Source organism: Prochlorococcus sp. G5PB11 (assembly GCF_059772425.1).
Genome location: NZ_CM186287.1, coordinates 1591021 through 1613103, shown reverse-complemented (window position 1 = coordinate 1613103; position 22083 = coordinate 1591021). Strand labels below are relative to the sequence as shown.

At 36.9% G+C, this 22083-nt stretch carries 22 protein-coding genes; 12 read left to right on the top strand and 10 right to left on the bottom strand.

From position 1 onward, the window contains the following. The first annotated feature begins 32 nt into the window (after nt 1–32). The 3 genes from sat to AC6EI0_RS09305 are packed head-to-tail and all read left to right on the top strand — an operon-like array spanning nt 33 to nt 3775. Nucleotides 33–1205 carry a sulfate adenylyltransferase gene (gene sat / locus AC6EI0_RS09315; RefSeq protein ID WP_498522265.1) on the top strand — a complete coding sequence of 391 codons (1173 nt, stop codon included), beginning with the start codon at nt 33–35 and terminating at the stop codon, nt 1203–1205. Nucleotides 1206–1248: 43 nt separating this feature from the next. Continuing rightward, nucleotides 1249–3096 carry an ATP-dependent zinc metalloprotease FtsH gene (ftsH, locus tag AC6EI0_RS09310; RefSeq protein WP_498522264.1) on the top strand — a complete coding sequence of 616 codons (1848 nt, stop codon included), beginning with the start codon at nt 1249–1251 and terminating at the stop codon, nt 3094–3096. A 16-nt stretch (nt 3097–3112) separates the two neighbouring features. Beyond that, nucleotides 3113–3775 (top strand): bifunctional 4-hydroxy-2-oxoglutarate aldolase/2-dehydro-3-deoxy-phosphogluconate aldolase, encoded by a 663-nt coding sequence (locus tag AC6EI0_RS09305; RefSeq protein ID WP_498522263.1) that lies wholly within the window; start codon nt 3113–3115, stop codon nt 3773–3775. On the opposite strand, the gene aroC is transcribed toward AC6EI0_RS09305, so the two are convergent. After that, nucleotides 3776–4873 carry a chorismate synthase gene (gene aroC / locus AC6EI0_RS09300; protein WP_498522262.1) on the bottom strand — a complete coding sequence of 366 codons (1098 nt, stop codon included), beginning with the start codon at nt 4871–4873 and terminating at the stop codon, nt 3776–3778. Between the two features lie 128 nt (nt 4874–5001). Then, nucleotides 5002–6084: a photosystem II q(b) protein gene (gene psbA, locus AC6EI0_RS09295; protein WP_011294225.1), complete on the bottom strand. Its 1083-nt coding sequence runs from the start codon at nt 6082–6084 to the stop codon at nt 5002–5004. 198 nt (nt 6085–6282) lie between these two features. Here psbA and AC6EI0_RS09290 point away from each other — a divergent pair, with 198 nt between their 5' ends. Continuing rightward, nucleotides 6283–6417 carry a YWSERL motif small protein gene (locus tag AC6EI0_RS09290; RefSeq protein WP_498522261.1) on the top strand — a complete coding sequence of 45 codons (135 nt, stop codon included), beginning with the start codon at nt 6283–6285 and terminating at the stop codon, nt 6415–6417. Here the strand turns inward: AC6EI0_RS09290 and AC6EI0_RS09285 are convergent. Further along, complete coding sequence (locus AC6EI0_RS09285) at nt 6408–7325, bottom strand: aspartoacylase (RefSeq protein ID WP_498522260.1); 918 nt, start codon at nt 7323–7325, stop codon at nt 6408–6410. The two genes, AC6EI0_RS09290 and AC6EI0_RS09285, sit on opposite strands and share 10 nt — an antisense overlap. 43 nt (nt 7326–7368) lie before the next feature. Here AC6EI0_RS09285 and AC6EI0_RS09280 point away from each other — a divergent pair, with 43 nt between their 5' ends. The 3 genes from AC6EI0_RS09280 to AC6EI0_RS09270 all read left to right on the top strand — a co-directional run bounded on the left by AC6EI0_RS09280 (nt 7369) and on the right by AC6EI0_RS09270 (nt 9401). Next, nucleotides 7369–8343, top strand: a complete 975-nt coding sequence (locus tag AC6EI0_RS09280; RefSeq protein ID WP_498522259.1) for a glutathione S-transferase family protein — start codon at nt 7369–7371, stop codon at nt 8341–8343. A 9-nt stretch (nt 8344–8352) separates the two neighbouring features. Next, complete coding sequence (locus AC6EI0_RS09275) at nt 8353–9018, top strand: DUF2301 domain-containing membrane protein (protein WP_498522258.1); 666 nt, start codon at nt 8353–8355, stop codon at nt 9016–9018. A gap of 164 nt (nt 9019–9182) precedes the next feature. Beyond that, nucleotides 9183–9401, top strand: a complete 219-nt coding sequence (locus tag AC6EI0_RS09270; protein ID WP_498462105.1) for a CP12 domain-containing protein — start codon at nt 9183–9185, stop codon at nt 9399–9401. 70 nt (nt 9402–9471) lie between these two features. Here AC6EI0_RS09270 and AC6EI0_RS09265 read toward each other — a convergent pair whose 3' ends face one another. The 6 genes from AC6EI0_RS09265 to AC6EI0_RS09240 all read right to left on the bottom strand — a co-directional run bounded on the left by AC6EI0_RS09265 (nt 9472) and on the right by AC6EI0_RS09240 (nt 15691). Beyond that, on the bottom strand, nt 9472–9654 hold the full coding sequence (locus tag AC6EI0_RS09265; protein ID WP_413389723.1) for a hypothetical protein: 183 nt from the start codon (nt 9652–9654) through the stop codon (nt 9472–9474). A gap of 77 nt (nt 9655–9731) precedes the next feature. Then, complete coding sequence (gene cgtA / locus AC6EI0_RS09260) at nt 9732–10721, bottom strand: Obg family GTPase CgtA (protein ID WP_498522257.1); 990 nt, start codon at nt 10719–10721, stop codon at nt 9732–9734. A 99-nt stretch (nt 10722–10820) separates the two neighbouring features. Further along, nucleotides 10821–13238: an endonuclease MutS2 gene (locus AC6EI0_RS09255; RefSeq protein WP_498522256.1), complete on the bottom strand. Its 2418-nt coding sequence runs from the start codon at nt 13236–13238 to the stop codon at nt 10821–10823. Nucleotides 13239–13252: 14 nt separating this feature from the next. Then, a complete protein-coding gene (locus tag AC6EI0_RS09250; RefSeq protein ID WP_498522255.1) occupies nt 13253–13657 on the bottom strand; it encodes a VOC family protein in 405 nt (134 codons plus the stop codon). 47 nt (nt 13658–13704) lie between these two features. Next, the gene (gene hemB / locus AC6EI0_RS09245) at nt 13705–14706 is read right to left on the bottom strand and encodes a porphobilinogen synthase (RefSeq protein ID WP_498522254.1); all 1002 of its coding nucleotides are present in this window, start codon (nt 14704–14706) and stop codon (nt 13705–13707) included. 49 nt (nt 14707–14755) lie between these two features. After that, nucleotides 14756–15691, bottom strand: a complete 936-nt coding sequence (locus AC6EI0_RS09240) for a DnaJ C-terminal domain-containing protein (protein WP_498522253.1) — start codon at nt 15689–15691, stop codon at nt 14756–14758. 142 nt (nt 15692–15833) lie between these two features. Between AC6EI0_RS09240 and AC6EI0_RS09235 the strand changes: the two genes are divergently transcribed. The 3 genes from AC6EI0_RS09235 to AC6EI0_RS09225 are packed head-to-tail and all read left to right on the top strand — an operon-like array spanning nt 15834 to nt 18838. After that, complete coding sequence (locus AC6EI0_RS09235; protein ID WP_498523533.1) at nt 15834–17501, top strand: SulP family inorganic anion transporter; 1668 nt, start codon at nt 15834–15836, stop codon at nt 17499–17501. A gap of 50 nt (nt 17502–17551) precedes the next feature. Next, a complete protein-coding gene (locus AC6EI0_RS09230; protein ID WP_498522252.1) occupies nt 17552–18547 on the top strand; it encodes a sodium-dependent bicarbonate transport family permease in 996 nt (331 codons plus the stop codon). 9 nt (nt 18548–18556) lie between these two features. After that, a complete protein-coding gene (locus tag AC6EI0_RS09225) occupies nt 18557–18838 on the top strand; it encodes a P-II family nitrogen regulator (protein ID WP_498522251.1) in 282 nt (93 codons plus the stop codon). Nucleotides 18839–18861: 23 nt separating this feature from the next. Here AC6EI0_RS09225 and AC6EI0_RS09220 read toward each other — a convergent pair whose 3' ends face one another. Continuing rightward, nucleotides 18862–19818: an NAD(P)/FAD-dependent oxidoreductase gene (locus AC6EI0_RS09220; RefSeq protein WP_498522250.1), complete on the bottom strand. Its 957-nt coding sequence runs from the start codon at nt 19816–19818 to the stop codon at nt 18862–18864. A 271-nt stretch (nt 19819–20089) separates the two neighbouring features. Here AC6EI0_RS09220 and AC6EI0_RS09215 point away from each other — a divergent pair, with 271 nt between their 5' ends. Both AC6EI0_RS09215 and AC6EI0_RS09210 read left to right on the top strand, forming a co-directional pair. Continuing rightward, complete coding sequence (locus tag AC6EI0_RS09215) at nt 20090–20401, top strand: hypothetical protein (protein WP_498522249.1); 312 nt, start codon at nt 20090–20092, stop codon at nt 20399–20401. Next, nucleotides 20398–22077 (top strand): ABC1 kinase family protein, encoded by a 1680-nt coding sequence (locus tag AC6EI0_RS09210; RefSeq protein ID WP_498522248.1) that lies wholly within the window; start codon nt 20398–20400, stop codon nt 22075–22077. Before AC6EI0_RS09215 ends, AC6EI0_RS09210 begins: the two co-directional genes overlap by 4 nt. The last annotated feature ends 6 nt before the right edge of the window (nt 22078–22083 follow it).

Genomic DNA, 22083 nt, shown 5'->3' with positions numbered 1-22083 from the left:
TGGGAGAATTTGCCGGGTTACTTCACGGCAAAATGACTAGCAAGCAGAATTCTAATAGAAATCTTGAAGGTTTGATCAAACCTTATGGTGGAGAACTTTTAAACCTTATGGCATCTGATAAAGAGGCAAAAGAGTTAAAAAAAAATTCTTTTAAAACTTTAAATTGTTCAGATAGAAATGCTTGTGATATTGAGCTTCTTTTGGTAGGTGCTTTTTCACCTTTGAATGGGTTCATGAGTGAAAAAAATTACAACTCAGTTGTCAAACATAATCGAATCGAATCAGGTCTGCTTTTTGGATTGCCAATTGTGATGGATACTGATAGAGAAGATATAAATCCAGGAGATTCTGTTTTACTAAATTACAAAAATCAAGAACTGGCGATTTTAGAAGTAGAAGAAAAATGGACACCTGACAAAGTGATTGAGGCCCAGTTTTGCTATGGAACAACTTCTTTGGAGCATCCTGCGATAAGAATGATCTCTATGGAGAGAAAAAAATATTATTTAGGGGGCTCTATCAAAGGTCTCGAATTACCTAGAAGAGTTTTTACTTGCCAAACCCCTTCTCAAGTAAGAGAGAAACTTCCACCTGGAGAAGATGTTGTCGCATTCCAGTGCAGAAATCCAATTCATAGAGCCCATTACGAGCTTTTCACAAGAGCCTTAGAAGCAAATAATGTGAGCCAAAATGGTGTTGTTCTTGTTCACCCAACTTGTGGACCAACTCAAGAAGATGACATCCCTGGATCAGTAAGATTTCAAACTTATGAAAAACTTGCCTCTGAGGTGAATAATCCAAAAATCAGATGGTCATACCTTCCTTATTCGATGCATATGGCTGGGCCAAGAGAGGCTCTTCAGCACATGATTATTAGGAGAAACTATGGATGCACTCATTTCATTATTGGAAGAGATATGGCCGGTTGTAAGTCCTCTCTTAGCGGAAAAGATTTTTATGGTCCATATGATGCTCAGGATTTTGCAAACAAGTGCTGTGAAGAATTAGAGATGCAAACTGTTCCATCATTAAATCTCGTTTTTACTGAGGAGGAAGGATATGTAACCGCTAATTATGCAGAAGAAAAAGGATTACACGTAAAAAAATTAAGCGGCACTCAATTCAGAAAAATGCTTAGAAGTGGGGAAGAAATTCCTGAATGGTTTGCATTTAAAAGCGTCGTTGATGTACTAAGAGCCGCATAGTTGGACCTGATCCTATTAAACTCTTGTTAGATATGGAAGAACATTGAACAAACGCTGGAGAAACATAGGCCTCTATGTCCTAATTGTTGTAGTAGTGATTTTTGTTGGAAGTGCTTTTTTCGATAAGCCAAGTCCGACTAAAGCATCTAGGACACTTAGATATAGTGACTTCATAGAAGCTGTTCAAGACAGGCAGGTAAGCAGAGTACTTATATCTCCAGACAAAGGTACAGCTCAAATTGTTGAAAGTGATGGAAACAGAGCTTTGGTTAATTTGGCTCCTGATCAAGAATTGCTGCAACTTCTAACCGATAATGATGTCGATATTGCTGTACAACCAACTACTCAAGCAAACCCACTTCAACAAGCAGCTAGCAGCCTTATTTTCCCAATTCTTTTACTTGGAGGTCTATTTTTTCTATTTAGAAGAGCTGGCTCTGGTGGGGGTGGAAATCAAGCTATGAGTTTTGGAAAAAGTAAAGCAAGATTACAAATGGAGTCAGAGACAAAAATTACTTTTGGAGACGTTGCGGGAATTGAAGGTGCAAAGCTTGAACTTACTGAAGTAGTTGATTTTCTAAAAAATCCTGACCGCTTTACAGCTGTAGGAGCAAAAATTCCTAAAGGTGTTTTATTAGTAGGCCCTCCAGGAACAGGAAAAACTTTGCTTGCGAAAGCAGTAGCTGGTGAAGCTTCTGTCCCATTCTTTTCTATCTCAGGTTCTGAGTTTGTAGAAATGTTTGTTGGAGTTGGTGCTAGCAGAGTTAGAGATCTTTTTGAACAAGCTAAAAAGAATGCTCCCTGTATAGTTTTTATTGATGAGATAGATGCTGTAGGTCGCCAGCGTGGAGCAGGCCTAGGAGGAGGTAATGATGAAAGAGAGCAGACACTAAACCAGCTACTAACAGAAATGGACGGATTTGAAGGAAATACAGGAATAATTATTGTTGCTGCGACCAATAGACCCGACGTGCTTGACTCTGCACTAATGCGACCTGGGAGGTTTGACAGGCAAGTAACCGTAGACCGACCTGATTACTCAGGTAGATTACAAATACTCAAAGTTCATGCAAGAAGTAAAACTCTTTCAAAGGGAGTTGACCTCGATCAGGTAGCTAGAAGAACACCTGGTTTCACCGGGGCTGATTTAGCAAATCTATTAAATGAAGCTGCTATATTAGCTGCCAGAAGAGAATTAACTGAGGTCAGCAACGACGAAATAGGTGCTGCAATAGAGAGAATCATGGTTGGTCCAGAGAAAAAAGATACAGTAATGAGTGAGAAGCGTAAAAGGCTAGTCGCCTACCATGAAGCTGGTCATGCCGTAGTTGGAGCTGTAATGCCAGATTATGACCCAGTACAAAAGATCTCAATCATTCCAAGAGGACAGGCTGGAGGTTTAACTTTTTTCACTCCCAGTGAAGAAAGAATGGAATCTGGTCTTTATTCAAGGTCTTACCTACAAAATCAAATGGCTGTTGCACTTGGAGGAAGAGTTGCAGAGGAAATTATTTACGGAGAAGATGAAGTAACTACTGGTGCATCAAATGATCTAAAGCAAGTAGCTTCAGTTGCTAGGCAAATGATTACGAAATTTGGCATGAGTGACAAGTTAGGGCCTGTAGCTTTAGGTCGATCTCAAGGGGGCATGTTTCTTGGTAGAGACATTTCTGCGGAAAGAGATTTTTCAGAAGATACAGCTGCCACTATTGATTCAGAAGTCTCAATTCTTGTTGAAATAGCATACAAAAGGGCCAAAAAAGCTTTAAACGAAAACCGTCAGGTTCTCGAAGAGTTAACATCAATGCTTATGGAAACTGAGACCGTTGATTCTCTTGAGTTCCAGGATTTATTAATTCGCCATGAAGTTAAAGTTGCAGAGTATGCTTAGTCAATAAATATAATTTTTGGAAATCAAGCAAAATAATTTAATAGATAGACTTAAATTACAGCCTTTAATAGTTGTTATTAGGCTAGAAAATCAATTTTTTAATATATCAAAAAAAAGAGAGAGTTTATTTTTAAAAATCGAAAAACTATATAATTATGGTATTAAAAATGTTGAAATAGGGTGGGATTCAAATGCAGAATGGGTTAATTTGATATCAGAAATAAAAAAGAATTTCAAATCAATTAATCTTGGTGCTGCATCAATTGAGTCAATAGAATCTTTAGATTCAATTCTCTCATTAGATCTAAATTATTCGATGAGTCCATCATTTAACAAAGAAATTCACCTCAAAGCCATACAAAATAATCAACTAGTTATTCCAGGGATATCGAATATTGAAAATTTCAAAGAAGCAATTAATCTAGGATATAAAATTGTAAAAATCTTTCCTGCATCAAAATTAGGAATTAATTTTATAAACGAATTAAAAAAGATAACTCAAAAGGACATTTTTTTTATTGGTGCGGGTGGAATTAAAAGTAGAAACTTAAAAAAATTTATAAAAAATGGATACGATGCATTAGTTATCGGAAGAGAATTACGAAACCAAACTCCCGACAACGATCTAGGAATTTGGCTAAGAGATTATTCAAGATCTACTTTAAAAACCAATAATTAATTATTGATTTTTAAAGTCAGTACATTGTCCTCGATGCCTAAGTAAATGATCGGCTAAAACCAATGCAACCATTGCTTCAACCATTGGAACTGCCCTTGGCAAAACACAAGGATCATGTCTTCCTTTAGCCTTGAGAGTTACAGCATTACCATCCTCATCAATAGTCTTTTGGCTTTTCCTAATTGTTGCTGTAGGTTTAAATCCAACCCTCAAAACTATATCCTCACCATTAGAAATTCCTCCTTGAATGCCCCCTGAGTTATTCGTAGCAGTTTTCAATTGATCAGAGTCCGATGGTACAAAAGGATCATTATGTTCACTGCCTTTCAGATAAGTACCTCCAAAACCAGACCCTACCTCGAAACCTTTAGTGGCAGGCAAAGACATTAATGCCTTTGCTAAATCAGCCTCCAACTTGTCAAAGACAGGCATACCAATGCCGACTGGAGGATTACGAACAACACATTCTATTACTCCTCCGCACGAGTCTCCTTCTTTCCCAAAAGCTTCTACTCGTTTAATCATTAAAGCTGCAGCTTTTTGATTTGGGCACCGAACAATATTTTTCTCGATCTCATCAAAAGTTACTTCATTGGGTTGAATATCAGCTTCTATATCATGAATTCTCTTCACCCAAGCAAGTATTTCCGTATTAGAAGACTTAGTGAGAAGTTGCTTTGCAACAGAACCAGCCGCGACTCTACCTATCGTCTCTCTTGCGGATGCTCGTCCTCCGCCACTTGAAGACTGAATTCCATATTTTTTCTGATAAGTTGCATCAGCGTGAGATGGCCTAAAGGCTTTTTTAATTTCAGAATAATCCTTAGGCCGATGATCTTTATTTCTAACAACCATCGCAATTGGTGTTCCTAAAGTTTTGTTCTCTAAAAGACCACTAAGAATTTCAACTTCATCACTCTCGTTTCTGGGAGTAGTGATTTTGCTTTGACCTGGTCTCCTTCTATTTAGATCATTTTGTATTTCATTGATATCAAGCTCCAACCTTGGTGGACATCCATCAATGATTACACCAACACCACCACCGTGAGATTCACCAAAAGTGCTGATATTAAAAAGTTTTCCGAAACTACTTCCCATAAATAAACCTATCTTCAAAATGTTAATCAATACTCACTAAAAAATAAACCAATAAATGCAATGCATAACTTGAAAAAAGCAAAAAAAAAGCCCTCTAAAAGAGGGCTTTGAAAAATCAAGTTAAAGACTTAACCGATTGCAGGTGCAACAAGAGCTACAGAAGTAGACTCAGCAGCTGCTAGGTCAAGTGGGAAGTTGTGAGCATTACGCTCATGCATTACTTCCATACCAAGGTTTGCACGGTTAAGTACGTCACCCCAGGTTGGTACAACCTTGCCTGAAGTATCTACAACAGACTGGTTGAAGTTGAAGCCGTTCAAGTTGAAAGCCATGGTGCAGATGCCCATAGATGTCAACCAAACACAAATTACTGGCCATGAAGCCAAGAAGAAGTGAAGGCTACGGCTGTTGTTGAAGCTTGCATATTGGAAGATCAAACGACCGAAGTAGCCATGAGCTGCAACGATGTTGTATGTCTCTTCTTCTTGTCCAAACTTGTAACCGTAGTTCTGTGAATCAAGTCCTGTGGTCTCACGGATAAGTGATGAAGTAACCAAAGAACCGTGCATTGCAGAGAACAAAGCACCACCGAACATACCTGCTACACCAGCCATATGGAACGGGTGCATCAAGATGTTGTGCTCAGCCTGGAAAACGAACATGAAATTGAATGTTCCAGAGATTCCTAGAGGCATACCATCAGAGAATGAACCCTGACCGAATGGGTAAACAAGGAATACAGCGAAAGCTGCTGATACAGGAGCTGAATATGCAACACAGATCCATGGGCGCATACCTAAACGGTATGAAAGCTCCCACTGACGTCCCATGTATGCAGAGATACCAATAAGGAAGTGGAAGATTACAAGCTGGTAAGGGCCACCGTTGTATAGCCACTCATCAAGAGTTGCTGCTTCCCAGATTGGGTAGAAGTGAAGGCCGATAGCGTTACTTGAAGGAACAACAGCACCAGAAATGATGTTGTTTCCATACATAAATGAACCAGCTACTGGCTCACGGATACCGTCGATATCAACTGGAGGAGCAGCGATAAATGCAACGATGAAACAAGTTGTTGCCGCAAGAAGGCAAGGGATCATCAATACACCGAACCAACCGACATAGATACGATTGTTGGTGGAAGTAACCCACTCGCAGAATTGTGGCCAACCTTTGAGCAACGAAGAACGCTGCTGCTGAATGGTGGTCATGAGGACGAATGTGTATGTCCCTGATGGGACGAGTAAATAAGAGCAGCTAATTAGACTGCCAGCAGTGATAATAAAGGAGAATGATGCTTTCTGTGGCCAATTTGTAGGACAATTTATTAAGAGAATCAGAAAGTTGCGCCCGAAGAGCACTTAAGACGCCTTAAGATTCTTTTAAGATTTAGCCTCAGAGGTCAGCAATTGGTTCTTATAAAGTGGCTGATTAACGGTCGTAGGGCTGAAGAGAGGGTTCCTTTATGTGAAGCACGTCACAGAAAATATGAATTAGAAGCTCAAGGAGCAGTTGTTTATTGGAGCGAGAGAACTTACTTTTGATGTACTAGCTTTATTAGTGATTGTTTCCATTCTTTTTTTACATCCCATAATTCTTTTTTGGTAAAGCTCATAGCAATATTTTTTTCCGCATAAGCTGCTTCATTAATGAAAACAGGAATATATGGTTCATCTTCTTCATACCGAATTATTTCACCATTCAACTTAAAAAATAATTCATCGTTTTTCTTTAATTCTTGCCAATCCTTTGATTGCCTAAATGAATGTACATAACCATCAATATTACCTTCTTCATCTCTTGGAAAATCGATACTTTTAATATGCCTGTGAATTATCAATTTGTCAGGAAAAAAGAAATTAAAATTCTTAATTTGATGAATTTGTTCTATCAAACTTTCAAGAATTAATTTTGTCTGTGAAATAATTCTAGAATTCAATAGACCCTGACCTACAGGTCCAATTTCAATAACAAGTCCACAAGGCCAAGATTCAACTAAAAAACCTGTTTGTTTTTGATCAGATTCATGTAGATATATTGGTAAACCTAATTTATTTTGAATTAAAGAAGCCAAAGCCAAATCAGAATATCTTCTTCCATAAACAACTAAGCAACTTCCCATGGATGCTGTGGTTGTATGAAAATCTAATGCTATTTGACAGGGAGTTTCTCCTGCCTCTCCATAAAGATTCACTAATTCATTCGCTCTGTTTCCCTCGAAATTTGAAGAGTTAATAAATAAAAATGATTCTTCTTTGAAACTACGATTCAAATCATGATGAATGTATCTTTTCCCTACCTTTTTAGCCTCAGGGTTTCCAATCACCTTAAAAGTTTTAATCCCGTAAGAGTTTATTAAAAACGGTGATTTTTTCCATTCATCAAAAAGCCAGATACCATTTATTTCATTACCATGCGTACCAGCCACCAGGAGTACTTGTAGCTGCATCATTATTCACTAACTATAGATATAAAAATAACCCTAAAAGAAAGTCATGGCCATACCACCAATATTTGTAAAAGCTGCAAGAAACATATGGAGTTTTGAATGGAGAATTTTAATGAATGGTCTTGCACCATCAGATTCTAGTGGAAATTACAAGAGGCCTATAAATCTTCAACAACATATTCAAATCCCGACAGAGAAGGATTTAAAAAATAGAGCATCAACTCAAATGCCAGGTTTGATTGTCGGCAAAAGTTGTCCTTGGGCACATAGAACATGGATAATTCATGAGATCAAAGGATTAAAGAAATCGATCAATCTTCACATTGCTGAAGTAGACACAGCGGGAGGAAGATGGATATTAGACCCTCCAATAAAAGGTTGTAAAACCCTTCAAGAGCTTTATCGAAAATGCGGAAATTATCAATCAAGACGAGCAACAGTACCAATGCTTTTCGATCCAGGTAATGAACCCGAAGCAAAATTAAGACTTATAAATAATGAAAGCGCTGAGCTTGTCGAAATATTAAATAATTGGCCTATATACGATCACGAAATAGACCTTAATCCAAGCAAATATAAAGAACAAATTATTCACTGGCAAAATCTAATTCAAGAAAATATTAATAATGGAGTTTATAAATGTGGATTTGCTAGAAATCAAAAAGCTTATGAAAAAGCTTCTGAGAATTTGTTCTCAGCTCTAAAGACGATAGAAGAAAATCTTCAATCAAGAGGTCCTTGGCTTTGTGGAAAGAATCTTTCAATTGCTGATATAAAACTTTTCCCTACCCTTATTAGATGGGAAGCAATTTATTACCCACTATTTAAATGTAGTAATAAACCAATTCAATCTTTCCCACATATAATTAAATGGAGAAAAAAAATTTTTAATATGTACAACATTAAAAAAACATGTGATGTTGATACTTGGAGAAAAGATTATTTTGGAGCTTTATTTCCTTTAAACCCAAGTAGTATTATTCCTAAAGGAGAAGATATTACAACAACTGTCAACAATTAATTATCAACTATGAAAGAAGAAAATTCTTACTTTAAATCCTCAAATCCTATTAAAGGAGTCTATGGTGATTTCATAGTTACTTCAGATGATAAAAAGGAAGTTCTACTTTACCGATTATCAATTCTTTTCTGCGGATTATTCTTTGTAATAGGAATAGCTCAATGGTTTTTCAATGGATCTCATCAAATATGGATTTGGCTATTATGTATGTCAATAAGTATAGGCTTAAGCCTGAAGTGGATACATATATATTTAAGACCCTTACATCAAACACTAACAATTTTCTGGTTACTCGGTTGTATTGGATTGTTGATACTTTTATATCATTTCGGAGTAACAAATCTCATGTATGGCCTGAGAGAAAATCCAAAATCGATATTACTTATAGGCCCACTTTTTGCTTCTTTAACTGGGATAGGTTTCAAAGAGTTTTTTTGTTTTAGAAGAATTGAGGCAATAGGGATAACAATTTTCATTCCAATTGCTTTACTTGGATATTTAACTGAATTAGCTAATGAAAGTTTTACTTTTGCAACGCTAGTTGTTTCGTCCTTGCTATTGATATCAATGGGAATAAGGAAATTCAACCTACCAGCAGAAGCTGATATAGGAGATAAAAGCGTTTTTGATTATTTAGAAAGCCAAAGAAAAGAAGCTAAAATATCTGATAGTTGAATAAATCAACAAATTATCAACTCGACAAAACCTACAAAAGATCTCTTTTGTAGGTCTTAAGTCAGGGAATGGTGAGGAAATCCAACCAAATTTACAAACCACGTGCAATATTCCTCCGTCATAATTATTGTGTTAGTCAAATGATCCTGCTCTTACAAGACGCCATGAAAACTATTGACGAGCATATTCAAAAAGATGAATCCGAGATTCAAGAAGCAAAAGCTCAAGGGAATGAATCCAAGCTTCATCATTTAGAAGATGAACTTAATTCTCTAAAGGAATACAAGGAGCATCATCCTGAAGATAAGCATGATCCAAATGCTCTAGAACTATTCTGCGACGCCAATCCTGATGAACCAGAGTGCTTGGTATACGACGATTAAAATTTAAAAACAATTAATAGTACAAAAAAAGGGGAGGCAACAACCTCCCTTTTTTTGTGTTATTAACCTATTAATAATCCATATTAAAATCTGAAGGGCTTCCAGTTAAAGAGCAAACAACTGCCTCCTCATTTTTCATTTGACGTACTTCAGCGATAGGTCTCCCCATTTTTTTTAGAACATTAATATCTTGATCAGTCTGGCAGCGAGCAATAATTTCTCCTTGTCCATCAAAACAACTGTAAAAATCCATAATTTTAATAACTCCTTTTAGTTATGACCAAAAATTAACTGCAAGACAAGTAGGTATGATTCACTCATAACAATTAATTAATATCCAAGTTCGTTCCAAATAGAACTCAACAAATCATCCAGACCAAATTTCGTTACTGCAGAAATTATATACACCTTTTTCATAGTTAGTTTCTCAATATTATTTAGAAGTTTTTTAATTTCATTCTCATTTAATAGTTCTTTTTTATTCAGAACAAAAATTCTTGGCCTAGAAATCAAACCATGACCGTACGACCTTAATTCTTCATTAATAATTTTGAAATCATTTATCGGGTCCGTTGATGCTGAGTCAATTAAATGAAGTAAAACCTTTGTTCGTTCAATATGTCGAAGAAAATCATGCCCTAACCCTATTCCTTTTGAGGCTCCAGCAATCAAGCCAGGAATATCTGCAAAAACTGTTCCATCGCCTGAGGGCCTTCTTACTACTCCGAGATTAGGAATTAAAGTTGTAAATGGATAATCAGCAATCTTTGGTCTTGCAGAGGAGAGTACAGAAATCAAAGTACTTTTGCCTGCATTAGGCAAACCAATAATTCCAACTTCTGCTAGTAGTTTCAATTCCAATTGCAATGACCATTCTTCACCTGCTTTGCCTTCGGTAAATTTTTCTGGGGCTCTATTGCTATTTGATAAATAACGAGCGTTCCCGAAACCTCCTTTTCCACCAAACGCGACAATAAGTTGTTGGCCTTTATGAGTTAAATCACCAAGAATAATATTTGTAGAGAGATGTCTTACCTCCGTTCCGCATGGAACTTTAAGTACAGTGTCATTTCCTGATGCTCCAGTGCATTTGTTAGAGCCACCTCTTTGACCATTCTCGGCAGAAATTAATTTCTGAAATTTGAAATCCAAAAGAGTTTGTAAATTATCATCAGCCTCTAAAACAACATTTCCTCCTTGTCCTCCATCTCCTCCAGCAGGACCACCTGCTGGAACATACTTTTCTCTTCTAAAAGCAGAGATACCATCACCACCTGAACCTGCTTTGACATCAATAATAGCCTGATCAATAAATTGCATTTAGAAATATCTATAGTCAATAAACTAAATAATAATTCTTACATTCATCCTTGCTAAATTAAAGAACTAAAAACACGGTTTATAACTTTCACCTCAATTTCAATCAACCATCCACACAACACTACATCCAGGGCCGCCATCATGAGGTTCAGCATCGGATACTTTTTCAATATATGAAAGTGAATCAAACCACTTCCTCAAACCTTTTTTTAGTTTTCCAGAACCAATTCCATGAATAACCCATAAAGCTCCGGAACAATTTCTCAATTTTTCTTCAATTACCCCCTCCGCTTCATGCACGCGTAAACCTCTTACATCTAAGGTATTTTTTTTAGTACGAACTAAAGATAAATTCTTTCTTACTACCCGCGAAGTTTTTACTTGCACACTTCGATTTATTTCGGCTTTTTGACCATCAAGACTTTCTACTTCAGTCAAACTAACTTTGCTTCGAAATACACCACACAATACTGTTAATTGCATTCCATCATCTGAGAAAGAAATTATTTCACCTGCTTTACCTATAGAAGACAATCTAACTTTGTCTCCAATTTTGGGAACCCATCCCGGCAAAGGAGGGACCCGCCTATCGCTTCGATATCCTCTCTCCATTTGCCGTAATCGTCTACCAGCAATTCTTGCTGTTTCACCACTAGCATTTTGATCGCGCAAACGTTTAATCAAATGTCTTACTTCTTTTTGACCTTCTCGAATTGATGACTCCAGTTTAAACCTTCCTTGCTCATTAAACTTCTCCGTTTGTTGACGTTGTTTCTGCCAACTATCAAGTAATTCTTCATGTAATAATTCAGTTTTTGCTAATAAAGCCGCAGCATCTTCAGCTGCTGATTGCTGCCGCTCACGTTGTTTTTCTAAACCTTTAATAACTTGATTAACATTATCAACGCTTGCAGGATTGATAAACTCTTGAGCGCGTTTTATCACTTCCGAATCAAGACCAAGTCTTTTTGAAATCTCAATTGCATTGCTCCTACCAGGAATTCCCCATTGCAAATGAAAGGTTGGTTTTATTGTTTCACTATCAAAAGAAACTGAAGCATTTTCAAATCTTAAATCACTATATTTTAGTGCTTTTAATTCTCCAAAATGAGTAGTAGCAATAGTTAATCGTGCTCTATCCGCCATTGTCTTTAACAGAGCCATAGCCAAGGCTGTACCTTCAGAGGGATCAGTTCCCGCTCCAACTTCATCTAAAAGAACGAGAGTCGTACCACGGAAAGAAGCTATGGCATTAAGTATTCGACTTATACGAAGAATATGCCCACTAAATGTAGATAAATTTTGCTGTAATGACTGCTCATCACCAATATCAGCCAAAACATTTTTACACCAGGGTAATCTTGGCGAACCAGTACATGGTAAAAGTATTCCTGCTTTTGCCATTAAAACTGCTAGACCAATACTTTTTAACGCAACTGTTTTGCCTCCAGTATTAGGGCCTGTAATCGCAACAACTTTTAAATCAGAAGGGACATCAAAGCTAGTTGGTACGACTGTATTTTTTCTCTCATGGAAATCATTCCATACTAATAAAGGATGGCGAAAATCTTTAATCTCAAATAGTGTATTTTCCTTTTCATCAAGAATTGCTGGCACCCCGTCAAGCCATTTAGAGTAACGTGCTCGTGACAATGCAAACTCAATCTGCAAAAGAATCTCTCCTAAATGAGCTATCACATCGGCATTAAACCCAACCTCCTTACTCCAATCAGCTAAAAGTCTCCTCTCTTCATTAAAGATTTCAGAATCTATTTTAGCCAAACGATTCCCTATTGATATGACAACTTGTGGCTCGACATAGATCGTATTTCCTGAAGCCGAACTATCATGAACCATTCCCTTAATCTGATCGGAAGTCCCAGCTTTAAAAGCTAAAACAGGTCTTCCATACCTCTCCGAGATAATATTGTCTTGAAGTAATCCAGCATATTTCCGAATAATATCTTGAAGAATATCTTTTCTTTGAAGACGTACCGAATTCCTATGGCGTCGTAATTCAGAAAGTTTTGGACTAGCACGATCAGCAATTCTTCCACCTTCATCCAGACCAAATTCGAGGAGTTTTTGCAAATCAGGCAACGTTGCAACGTCTTTGAGTAATTCAGAGAGTCGTGGACGTATTGATTGATCAAATATTAGTTTACGTAATTTTCTAGCAGCTCTTAACGTATCAGCAACTTTTAATAAATCCTCACCTATTGCAACACCACCTTTGGAGCATATCAAAAGAATATTTTCCAAATCATGAACACCTTCAAAAGATATTCCTCCATCAACAGAAATATCTAATGATCCAATTTCTAACGTTTGGGACAATAGCTCCTTGCTAAGAGATATATCTAATGGCAAATCAAAGCTTCTACATTTATTACGACCTTGTTGGGTGACCGCGAATGTAGACAAATGGCTACAAACAGTTGGCCATTCAAGTAACTCCAAAGATTCTAGAATTATTTGTGTTTTTTCTGAATCATCCTGATTTATTGAAACTTCCATTCCTCTAAGAAATTCTATTGATTTGTTGGGATTCCTGTTGATGGGTGATAAAGCATTTCCAACCAATTACCTTCTGTATCTTTCAAGTAAAAAGAAGAAGTTCCATCTCGATGATTATGCAAAGCACCAACCTTTACACCTTGGTTTTTTAGAGATGAATGAATGCTTTCTATTTCATCCTTATTAGTGAAATGAAATGCAAAATGTGGACCAGCCGCTTTGTAGCCCGGTCCAAGCAAAGCAAGGCCATCTTTATTCTCTACTGTCTCTAAGTAACACCAATCAGGATCATCCCAAACAAGCTTCATCCCCAAGCTCAAATAAAACCTTTTAGCCCTATCAACATCTTCCACTCTTATAGCTACATGACCAAGCCGATTAACTTCTTCAATATTTAATTGAGACTGTTTTTCTAGCATTACTTTTTATTGAAGATTGAAATTTTAAATAATGTTCTTAATTAACTCTATTGTTCTTTTAACCATCCTGCGGCATCACACGCATGATATGTGAGGATCAGGTTTGCCCCAGCTCTTTTGAAACTCAATAAAGTTTCTAAAACAATTGCCTTTTCATCAATCCAACCTCTTTGAGCAGCAGCTTTGACCATTGAATACTCTCCACTAACGTTATATGCAGCGATTGGTAATTCTGATTCTTCCCTTAGACGATAAATAATATCTAAATAAGCCAAACCAGGTTTAACCATTAGGATGTCCGATCCCTCTTGTTCGTCAAGTTGAGCTTCTGTTATGGCTTCTCTAGCATTAGCTGGATCCATCTGATAGGTATTTTTATTTTTCGGGATAGGCTTATTTGATAATGATCTGGGAGCAGAATCTAAAGCTTCTCTAAAAGGACCATAATAGGCAGATGAATATTTTGCAGTGTAACTAATTATTCCTACATGTTCAAAACCTTCATCATCTAAGGCTTCTCTTATTGCTCCTACTCTTCCATCCATCATGTCACTTGGTCCAATTAAATCTGCTCCCGATTGTGCTTGAACCAATGCTTGCTTACATAAATAATCAACGGTTTCATCATTCAAAATTATTCCTTGATTACTAACTATTCCATCATGACCATCACAGGAATAAGGATCTAAAGCGACATCAGTCATGATACTCATTTCAGGTATCTCTATTTTCAACCTTTCAATAGCCCTTGGTATTAAGCCTTTTTCATTAAAACATTCAGCTCCATCTTCTGTTTTCAGCTCATCTGAAACTTTTGGAAACAGAACGACACATCTAATTCCTAGATTCCAAGCCCGTTTAACTTCATCAACCAACCCATCCATTGACCAGCGAAATGAACCTGGCATCGCTGGTATCTCTTGAATATCTAAACCTTCATGAACAAAAAGAGGATAAATAAAGTCAGAAGCAGAAACATTGTTCTCTCTAACCATCTCTCTCAAAGAGTTTGTTCTACGAAGGCGACGAGGCCGATAAGTAAGATGCATATTGACCAATAAAGATAACTACATAACAGACAAATACATTTTACTTCCTTTAAGTCCTCGCCTGATCAAACCAGCTTGATCGGGGTTCATTTATTCGAACAGATCTAAGCTTTTCAATAAGTCTCAACTCATCATCTGTCCAGTTTTCAGGTAATTTTAATTTTAGAGTAAATAACAAATCCCCTTGGGTATCTAAATTATGAAATCCTTGCCCTTTTAATCTGAATTCTTGCTCAGGCAAACTTCCAGAGGGAATTGATAAATATGTATCTCCTCGAGGAGAGGCAACCAAAACATTTGCTCCCAAAGCTAATTCATCTAGAGAAATAGGTAAGTCCGCATAAATATCTAAACCTTTGACTTTCCAAATTGGATGGGATTTGATAGATATTTCAATCAACAAATCTCCTCTTTTCCCTTTCCCAGGCTGTATGTTGCCCTTGTTCTTAATACGTAAGATTGATCCTGTTTTAATCCCTTTTGGGATGTTCACTTCGATTCGTTCATCATTTACCAAAAGAATCTTTTGAGCTCCATTCAAAGCTTCTAAAAAACTAATCTGCAAATTAAATTCAGCATCAAGATTTAATGATTGAGCATTCTTCTCTGAAGATATATTTGAGTAAATTTCTTGACCGACCTCACTAAATTTTCCAATTAAATCACTCAAAAAATCATCAAAGTTTTTATATTCATCAAAGCGCTTGTCATTTTTTTCTTTAGCAAAATCCCTAGACTTTTCATAAATATTTTTAGACCAATAACTTAGATATTCCTCATAAGACTTTTTTTTATCCACATCAGAAAGAATTTCATAAGCTTCATTGATTTCTTTAAATTCTGATTCAGCCTCATCATCATGTGGATGCAAATCAGGATGAAATTGTCTAGCAAGTTTTCTGAAGGCACTTTTGATTTCTTTATCGGTAGCATTTCTACTAATACCAAGGATTTTGAAATAATCCTTAAAACCTTTTAATTCCATGAAAATTAAGCTTTTTCAGGTGCTAAGAGTCAATCTTTGAATGATTTTTACTAAATCTAGTATCTAAAAATTGAAAATGCCGAACGTAATTGAACCTTGAAGAGATAGGCTTATTTAAGTGAATTCAAGTAAGGAGAGTCGATTGGCGTTAATTAATGGCTTTCACCTGAAAAATATAAGAGGTGATGTATTAGGTGGCTTGACCGCTGCGGTTGTAGCCCTACCGCTAGCTTTAGCGTTTGGTAATGCGGCACTAGGCCCTGGAGGTGCTATCTACGGCCTTTACGGAGCAGTCGTAGTTGGATTCCTCGCCGCATTGTTTGGAGGAACTCCTGCTCAAGTAAGTGGTCCAACTGGGCCGATGAGCGTAACAGTTGCTGGAGTGGTTGCTAGCTTGGCGGCTGTAGGAGTCCCAAGAGATTTATCTGCTGGACAAATTCTTCCTTTAGTAATGGCTGCTGTAGTCATTGGGGGATTATTTCAGATTTTATTTGGCCTACTAAAGCTTGGTAAATACATCACACTTGTCCCTTATTCAGTCGTCTCAGGCTTTATGTCTGGAATTGGAGTAATCATAATTACTCTCCAAATAGGACCTTTACTTGGGATATCAACTCGAGGAGGAGTATTAGAGTCTCTTTCAACTTTAGTTAATAATTTCGAACCGGATGGGGCTGCAATAGCAGTTGCAATAATGACACTTGCGATAGTGTTTCTGACCCCCCGCAAAATCAGTCAATGGGTCCCCTCTCCTCTTTTAGCATTATTAATAGTTACTCCTTTATCAATAATTCTTTTTGGCGATAGTTCAATTGACCGAATAGGAGCAATACCAGAGGGTGGTCTTTCTTTAAGTCTCCCAGATCCAAGTTTTGGCAATTTCTTCCCAATAATTCTTAAAGCTGGACTAGTCCTTGCTGTTCTTGGTGCTATTGACTCCCTTCTTACATCTCTTGTAGCAGACAATATCTCTCAAACCAGGCACAATTCTGATAGAGAACTCATTGGACAAGGTATTGGAAATGCAGTAGCTGGTCTTTTCACAGGTTTGCCAGGAGCCGGGGCAACCATGAGAACAGTAATAAATGTCAAATCTGGAGGTTCCACTCCAATTTCAGGAATGGTTCATTCAGTTGTATTGCTATTTGTCCTTGTTGGAGCAGGTCCTCTAGCATCGCAAATTCCTACAGCTCTTCTTGCAGGAATTCTAATAAAAGTTGGTTTAGACATTGTTGATTGGGGCTTTTTATTAAGGGCTCATCGACTTTCTCTTAAAACAGCAAGTGTGATGTATGGCGTCCTTTTAATGACAGTTTTCTGGGACTTAATATGGGCTGTACTTGTTGGTGTATTCATTGCAAATATGCTGACAATCGATTCTATTACGGAGACTCAGTTGGAGGGAATGGAAGCAGATAACCCATTTGATTCAACATCAAACAACAATGCAGCAAATTCACAACTTCCCTCAGATGAGAAAGCACTTTTAGATCGCTGTGCAGGAGAAGTAATGCTATTCAGATTAAAAGGGCCACTTAGTTTTGGAGCAGCAAAAGGAATTACTGAAAGAATGATGCTTGTAAGAAACTACAAAGTTCTAATTCTTGACATTACTGATGTACCTAGGCTTGGAGTAACTGCGACTCTCGCAATAGAAGATATGGTTCAAGAAGCACTAAACAACTCAAGGAAAGCATATGTTGCTGGTGCAACAGGAAGAGTAAAAGACAGACTTGCTAAATTTGGGGTTGATGTAATTGGCACAAGAAAAGAAGCTCTAACAGCTGCAATTGACAGCCTCAATGGTTGATAGTCGATAATATATTCAATCTGATTGATTGCTTTAAAAACTAACGAGAAATGGGACAAAACCTTTTCATCCAAAATGCTTTAAGTCCTCCGATACTTTTTTTCTTTTTGGGTGCAATAGCATACGCATTAAAGTCTGATTTTGAGATTCCAGCTCCTCTTCCAAAATTATTTTCTTTATATCTTTTACTTGCAATAGGCTTCAGAGGCGGTATTGAGCTACAAAAAAGTGGCTTTGGTTATCCAGTTCTTCCAACTGTGATAGCAGCAATATTAATGTCACTATTTATCCCTCTTATTTGTTTTGTAGTACTGAGATTTAAGTTTGATGTTTTTAATGCAGCAGCAATATCAGCTGCATATGGATCAATAAGTGCAGTTACATTCATAACTGCTGAAAGCTTTCTCGAAAGTCAAAATATACCTTTTGATGGTTTTATGGTTGCAGCTTTGGCACTAATGGAATCACCAGCAATAATAATTGGTCTTCTCTTAGTCAAATTTGGAGCGCCCAAAGATAGGCCCATCAAAAGAAAAATGATGTGGGGATCAATTCTTCATGAGTCAATGTTAAATGGTTCTGTCTATTTGTTACTCGGAAGCCTTCTCATAGGTTTTTTAACATCAGCGATTGATCCGTCTGACATAAAGAAAATGGAACCATTCACCGCTGATTTATTCTATGGCGCAGAGTGTTTTTTCCTGCTTGACATGGGAATTGTTGCTGCCCAACGCCTCGCTCGCATCAATAAGACTGGTGCCTTTCTAGTGATGTTTTCAATTTTCATGCCAATCGTTAATGCTGTACTTGGATCAGTAGTAGCCAGATTTCTAAATTTAGATCCAGGTAATGCTCTTTTGTTTGTAGTTCTTTGTGCTAGTGCGTCATACTTAGCTGTACCAACGGCAATGAGAATGACTGTTCCTGAAGCTAGACCTAGTTATTACATTTCAACCACTCTTGGATTAACTTTTCCTTTTAACATCATCATTGGAATACCAGTATATATGGGCTTAGTAAACACAATGATTCCATCAATTGGGTAACTAAATATCATGAAAAGACTTGACTTAATTTTTAGTGAAAGAGAATTAAATGATGTTCTATCAGCATTAGAAAAAGCTGAAGTTCCTGGTTATACCGTTATGAAACATGCAACTGGAAGGGGGCCAGAAAGAATCATCACTGAAGATATGGAATTCACAGGATTTGGGTCAAATGCACACGTAATTATTTTTTGCGAGCAAGACATAATAGATAAAATACGAGAAAATATAAAATCTGTGCTTAGTTACTATGGAGGTGTGGCCTATGTTTCAGAGGCAACACCTCTTTAAAAAATACTTCTGGTTTGATTAAGTTAGGCGTGAACCCAATCAACACGTATTGATTTACGACTATTTAAATATCTATCTATTGCCATAGCAGCAATACATCCATCCGAGGCTGCAACAACAGCTTGCTTAAAAGGAGTGTTTCTAATATCCCCAATAGCCCAAACCCCTTCGACTGTTGTCGACATAAAGTCATCCACCAAAACTCCCCCGTCCTCCTTAAACGCGACCTGTTCACCTAAAAAGTCAGTAATAGGCTTTGAACCGCTCATATACACAAAAACTCCTTCAAGAGCTATATCTTGATTAGGATCAATTGAACGATTTTTAACCTTAATACCTGTCACCCCAGAATCATTACCTTCAATTAGCATTAACCTCGTCTTACTCCAATGTTTCACATTTGGTTTTGATAACAGATCTTGTGCATGATGATCGTCTGATTTTGGATCATTGGATGTTATCCAATGAACTTTAGAGGCAAATTTTGTAAGAACATTTGCTTCTTCAATTGCCTCTTTATTAGTACCAACAACGGCGACTTCACGATCTCTATAAAAAGCTCCATCACAAGTCGCGCAATAACTCACACCTCTACCAAGGAATTCCGCCTCTCCTTTAAATGATGCTGGTCTTCCCATTGCACCACTCGCAACGACAAGTGCCTTTGCTTTAAAAGTTCCTTCTGGGGTGTAAATCGTTTTCCAATCACCAGTAGCATCAATTCCAAAAACTTGCGCTCTGCGATAATCAGCCCCGTACTGAGTAGCTTGATCTCTCATCAATTTCAATAGGGCCTCTCCGCTCATTTCACTAGAAACACCTGGATAATTGGCAATTTGATGTGTTATTGCTAGCGCACCTACATCAGGATTCTTATCGAGAATTACTGTTTTCAAGTCTGCACGGGAAGTGTAAAGCGCACAACTGCAACCAGCAGGCCCACCACCAACTATGACAACATCAGTTTCAATGGTTTCCAATGGAAAATCTCTTGGTTAGGTTTTGATCTCTCGAGAAGAGAAAAGGATGCTTTGAAATCACTTGGGTTAAAAGATTAGACTTTACCCCAAATCAAATCAAATCAAATGTTTGTACTCTTCAACTCTAATGAAAATATTCTAGGTTGAGTGATAACAAACAATCTTCTAAATAGATTTAATTGATTAAGAGCAAATCTGCATATAGCCAGTTTCAATCTGAAGACACAAAAAACCCTGGATCTTCTAAAGTGAAAGCTGATTAATTAGATCATTGAGCGACTCAGAAATACTGCTAAAAGCAGCCATAAACCGAATAGCAGCTCGGATAACGAAGAAAGTGATCCATTCTGCCCAAGAATTCACCGAAATTGCTGAGGAATTGCCACAAAAACTCCAAAATGAATGGGATAGCTTTAAAGAAGAGGTTATAGAAGAATCTGAACGTTTAGGGAAAAAACCTAATTCATCAAAAGAGAAAAGTTCTAGGGAAGAGTTAAGTAAAGAAGATTTAATTCAAATTAAAATAGATAATCTAAGATCAAAGGTTATTGAGATCAACAAAGATATTGAGGGAAAAAATTGATATTTCTAGTTAGTCAACTTCAAAGATTTAGAAGAGCCATTAGAATTTGGATAATATTATTAGGATTACTTTTCTATTTATGGTTTGATTCTAAAAAATGGACTTATTTAAATGGTTATACTGCCACAAAAAGAAATAGAAGAAATACTTCAAGAGCAAAATGGCTTACGAAAGAATTAGTTAATCTGGGATCAGCATTTATAAAATTAGGCCAACTTTTATCTGCACGAGCTGATGTTATACCATCAGCATGGGTAAAAGAACTTACATCTTTACAAGATAGAGTTCCACCTTTTGAATTTGAAAAAGTTCAAAGTATTTTAAAAGAACAACTTGGAAATTCATACAAAAAAATCATAAGTATTGATGAAATTCCAATTGGCTCAGCATCGCTTGCTCAGGTTCATAAAGCCAGGTTAATTGATGATAAAAATGTTATTTTCAAAGTCCAAAGACCCGATATAGAAAAGTTTTTCAGGCTTGATTTAGATGTAATGAATCAAGTCGCCAAATTAGTTCAAAGAATAAAGTCCCTAAGTCGAGGTAATGACTGGATAGGGATTGCAAAGGAGTCGAAGAGAGTATTGCTAAGAGAACTTGATTTTCGCATTGAAGCCCAATATGCAGCAAGATTTAAACAACAATTTATAGATGACTCAGATATTTTAATTCCAAGTGTATTTTGGGATTTAAGCACCAGTAAGGTTTTGTGCTTGGAGTATTTATCAGGAATTAAGATTAATGACATTCAATCTCTAAAGAGTAATGACATTGATACTGCTTCAATTGCAAAGATTGGAGCTACAAGTTATTTAAAACAATTAGTTAATTATGGTTTTTTTCATGCTGATCCTCATCCAGGCAATTTAGCTGTTTCTTTGGGAGGTTCTCTTATTTACTATGATTTTGGGATGATGGGTTTTGTCTCTGAGCGTATTAGAGGCAGGCTAAATTCAATGATCAAAGCCGCAGCGCTTAGAGATGTTAGTGGACTTGTCAAAGAGCTTCAAATTGCTGGTTTAATAGAAAAAGATATCGAAATAGGTCCAGTTAGAAGGTTAGTAAGAATAATGTTAAATGAAGCTCTGACACCTCCATTTGACTCTCAAATTATAGAAAGGCTCTCTGGGGATTTATCTGAACTAGCCTATGGGAAACCGTTTAGAATACCTATTGAGTTGATTTTTGTTTTTCGAGCGTTATCAACTTTTGAAGGAGTTGGAAGATATTTAGACCCCGAATTTAACTTAATAGCCATAGCAAAACCATTTCTTCTCCCTCTAATGACTTCAAAAAATTCAGATTCTAATGACTTATTTAATGAATTAGGAAGACAAGTCACTGAAATAGGGAGTAAAGCTGTTGGATTACCAAAACGCTTAGATGAAAATCTAGAGAGACTGGAGCAAGGGGACTTGCAACTTCAAGTGCGAATGGGTGAATCTGATAGGCAACTCAGAAGATTGATTTATGCTCAACATTCATTGGGTAATTCTGTTCTCCTTGGCTCACTTGCAATATCATCTGCTTTACTAGCTTCAACTAATAGACCTTTCCTATTTCTCGTACCAGCAACGATTGGATTTCCGATAGCACTAAGTTGGATTAAATTAAAATTTAAGATGAGAAGCGAAAGTCGTTTAGATAGTTTCCAAGGGAGAAAAGGCCTTAAATAGTCATAA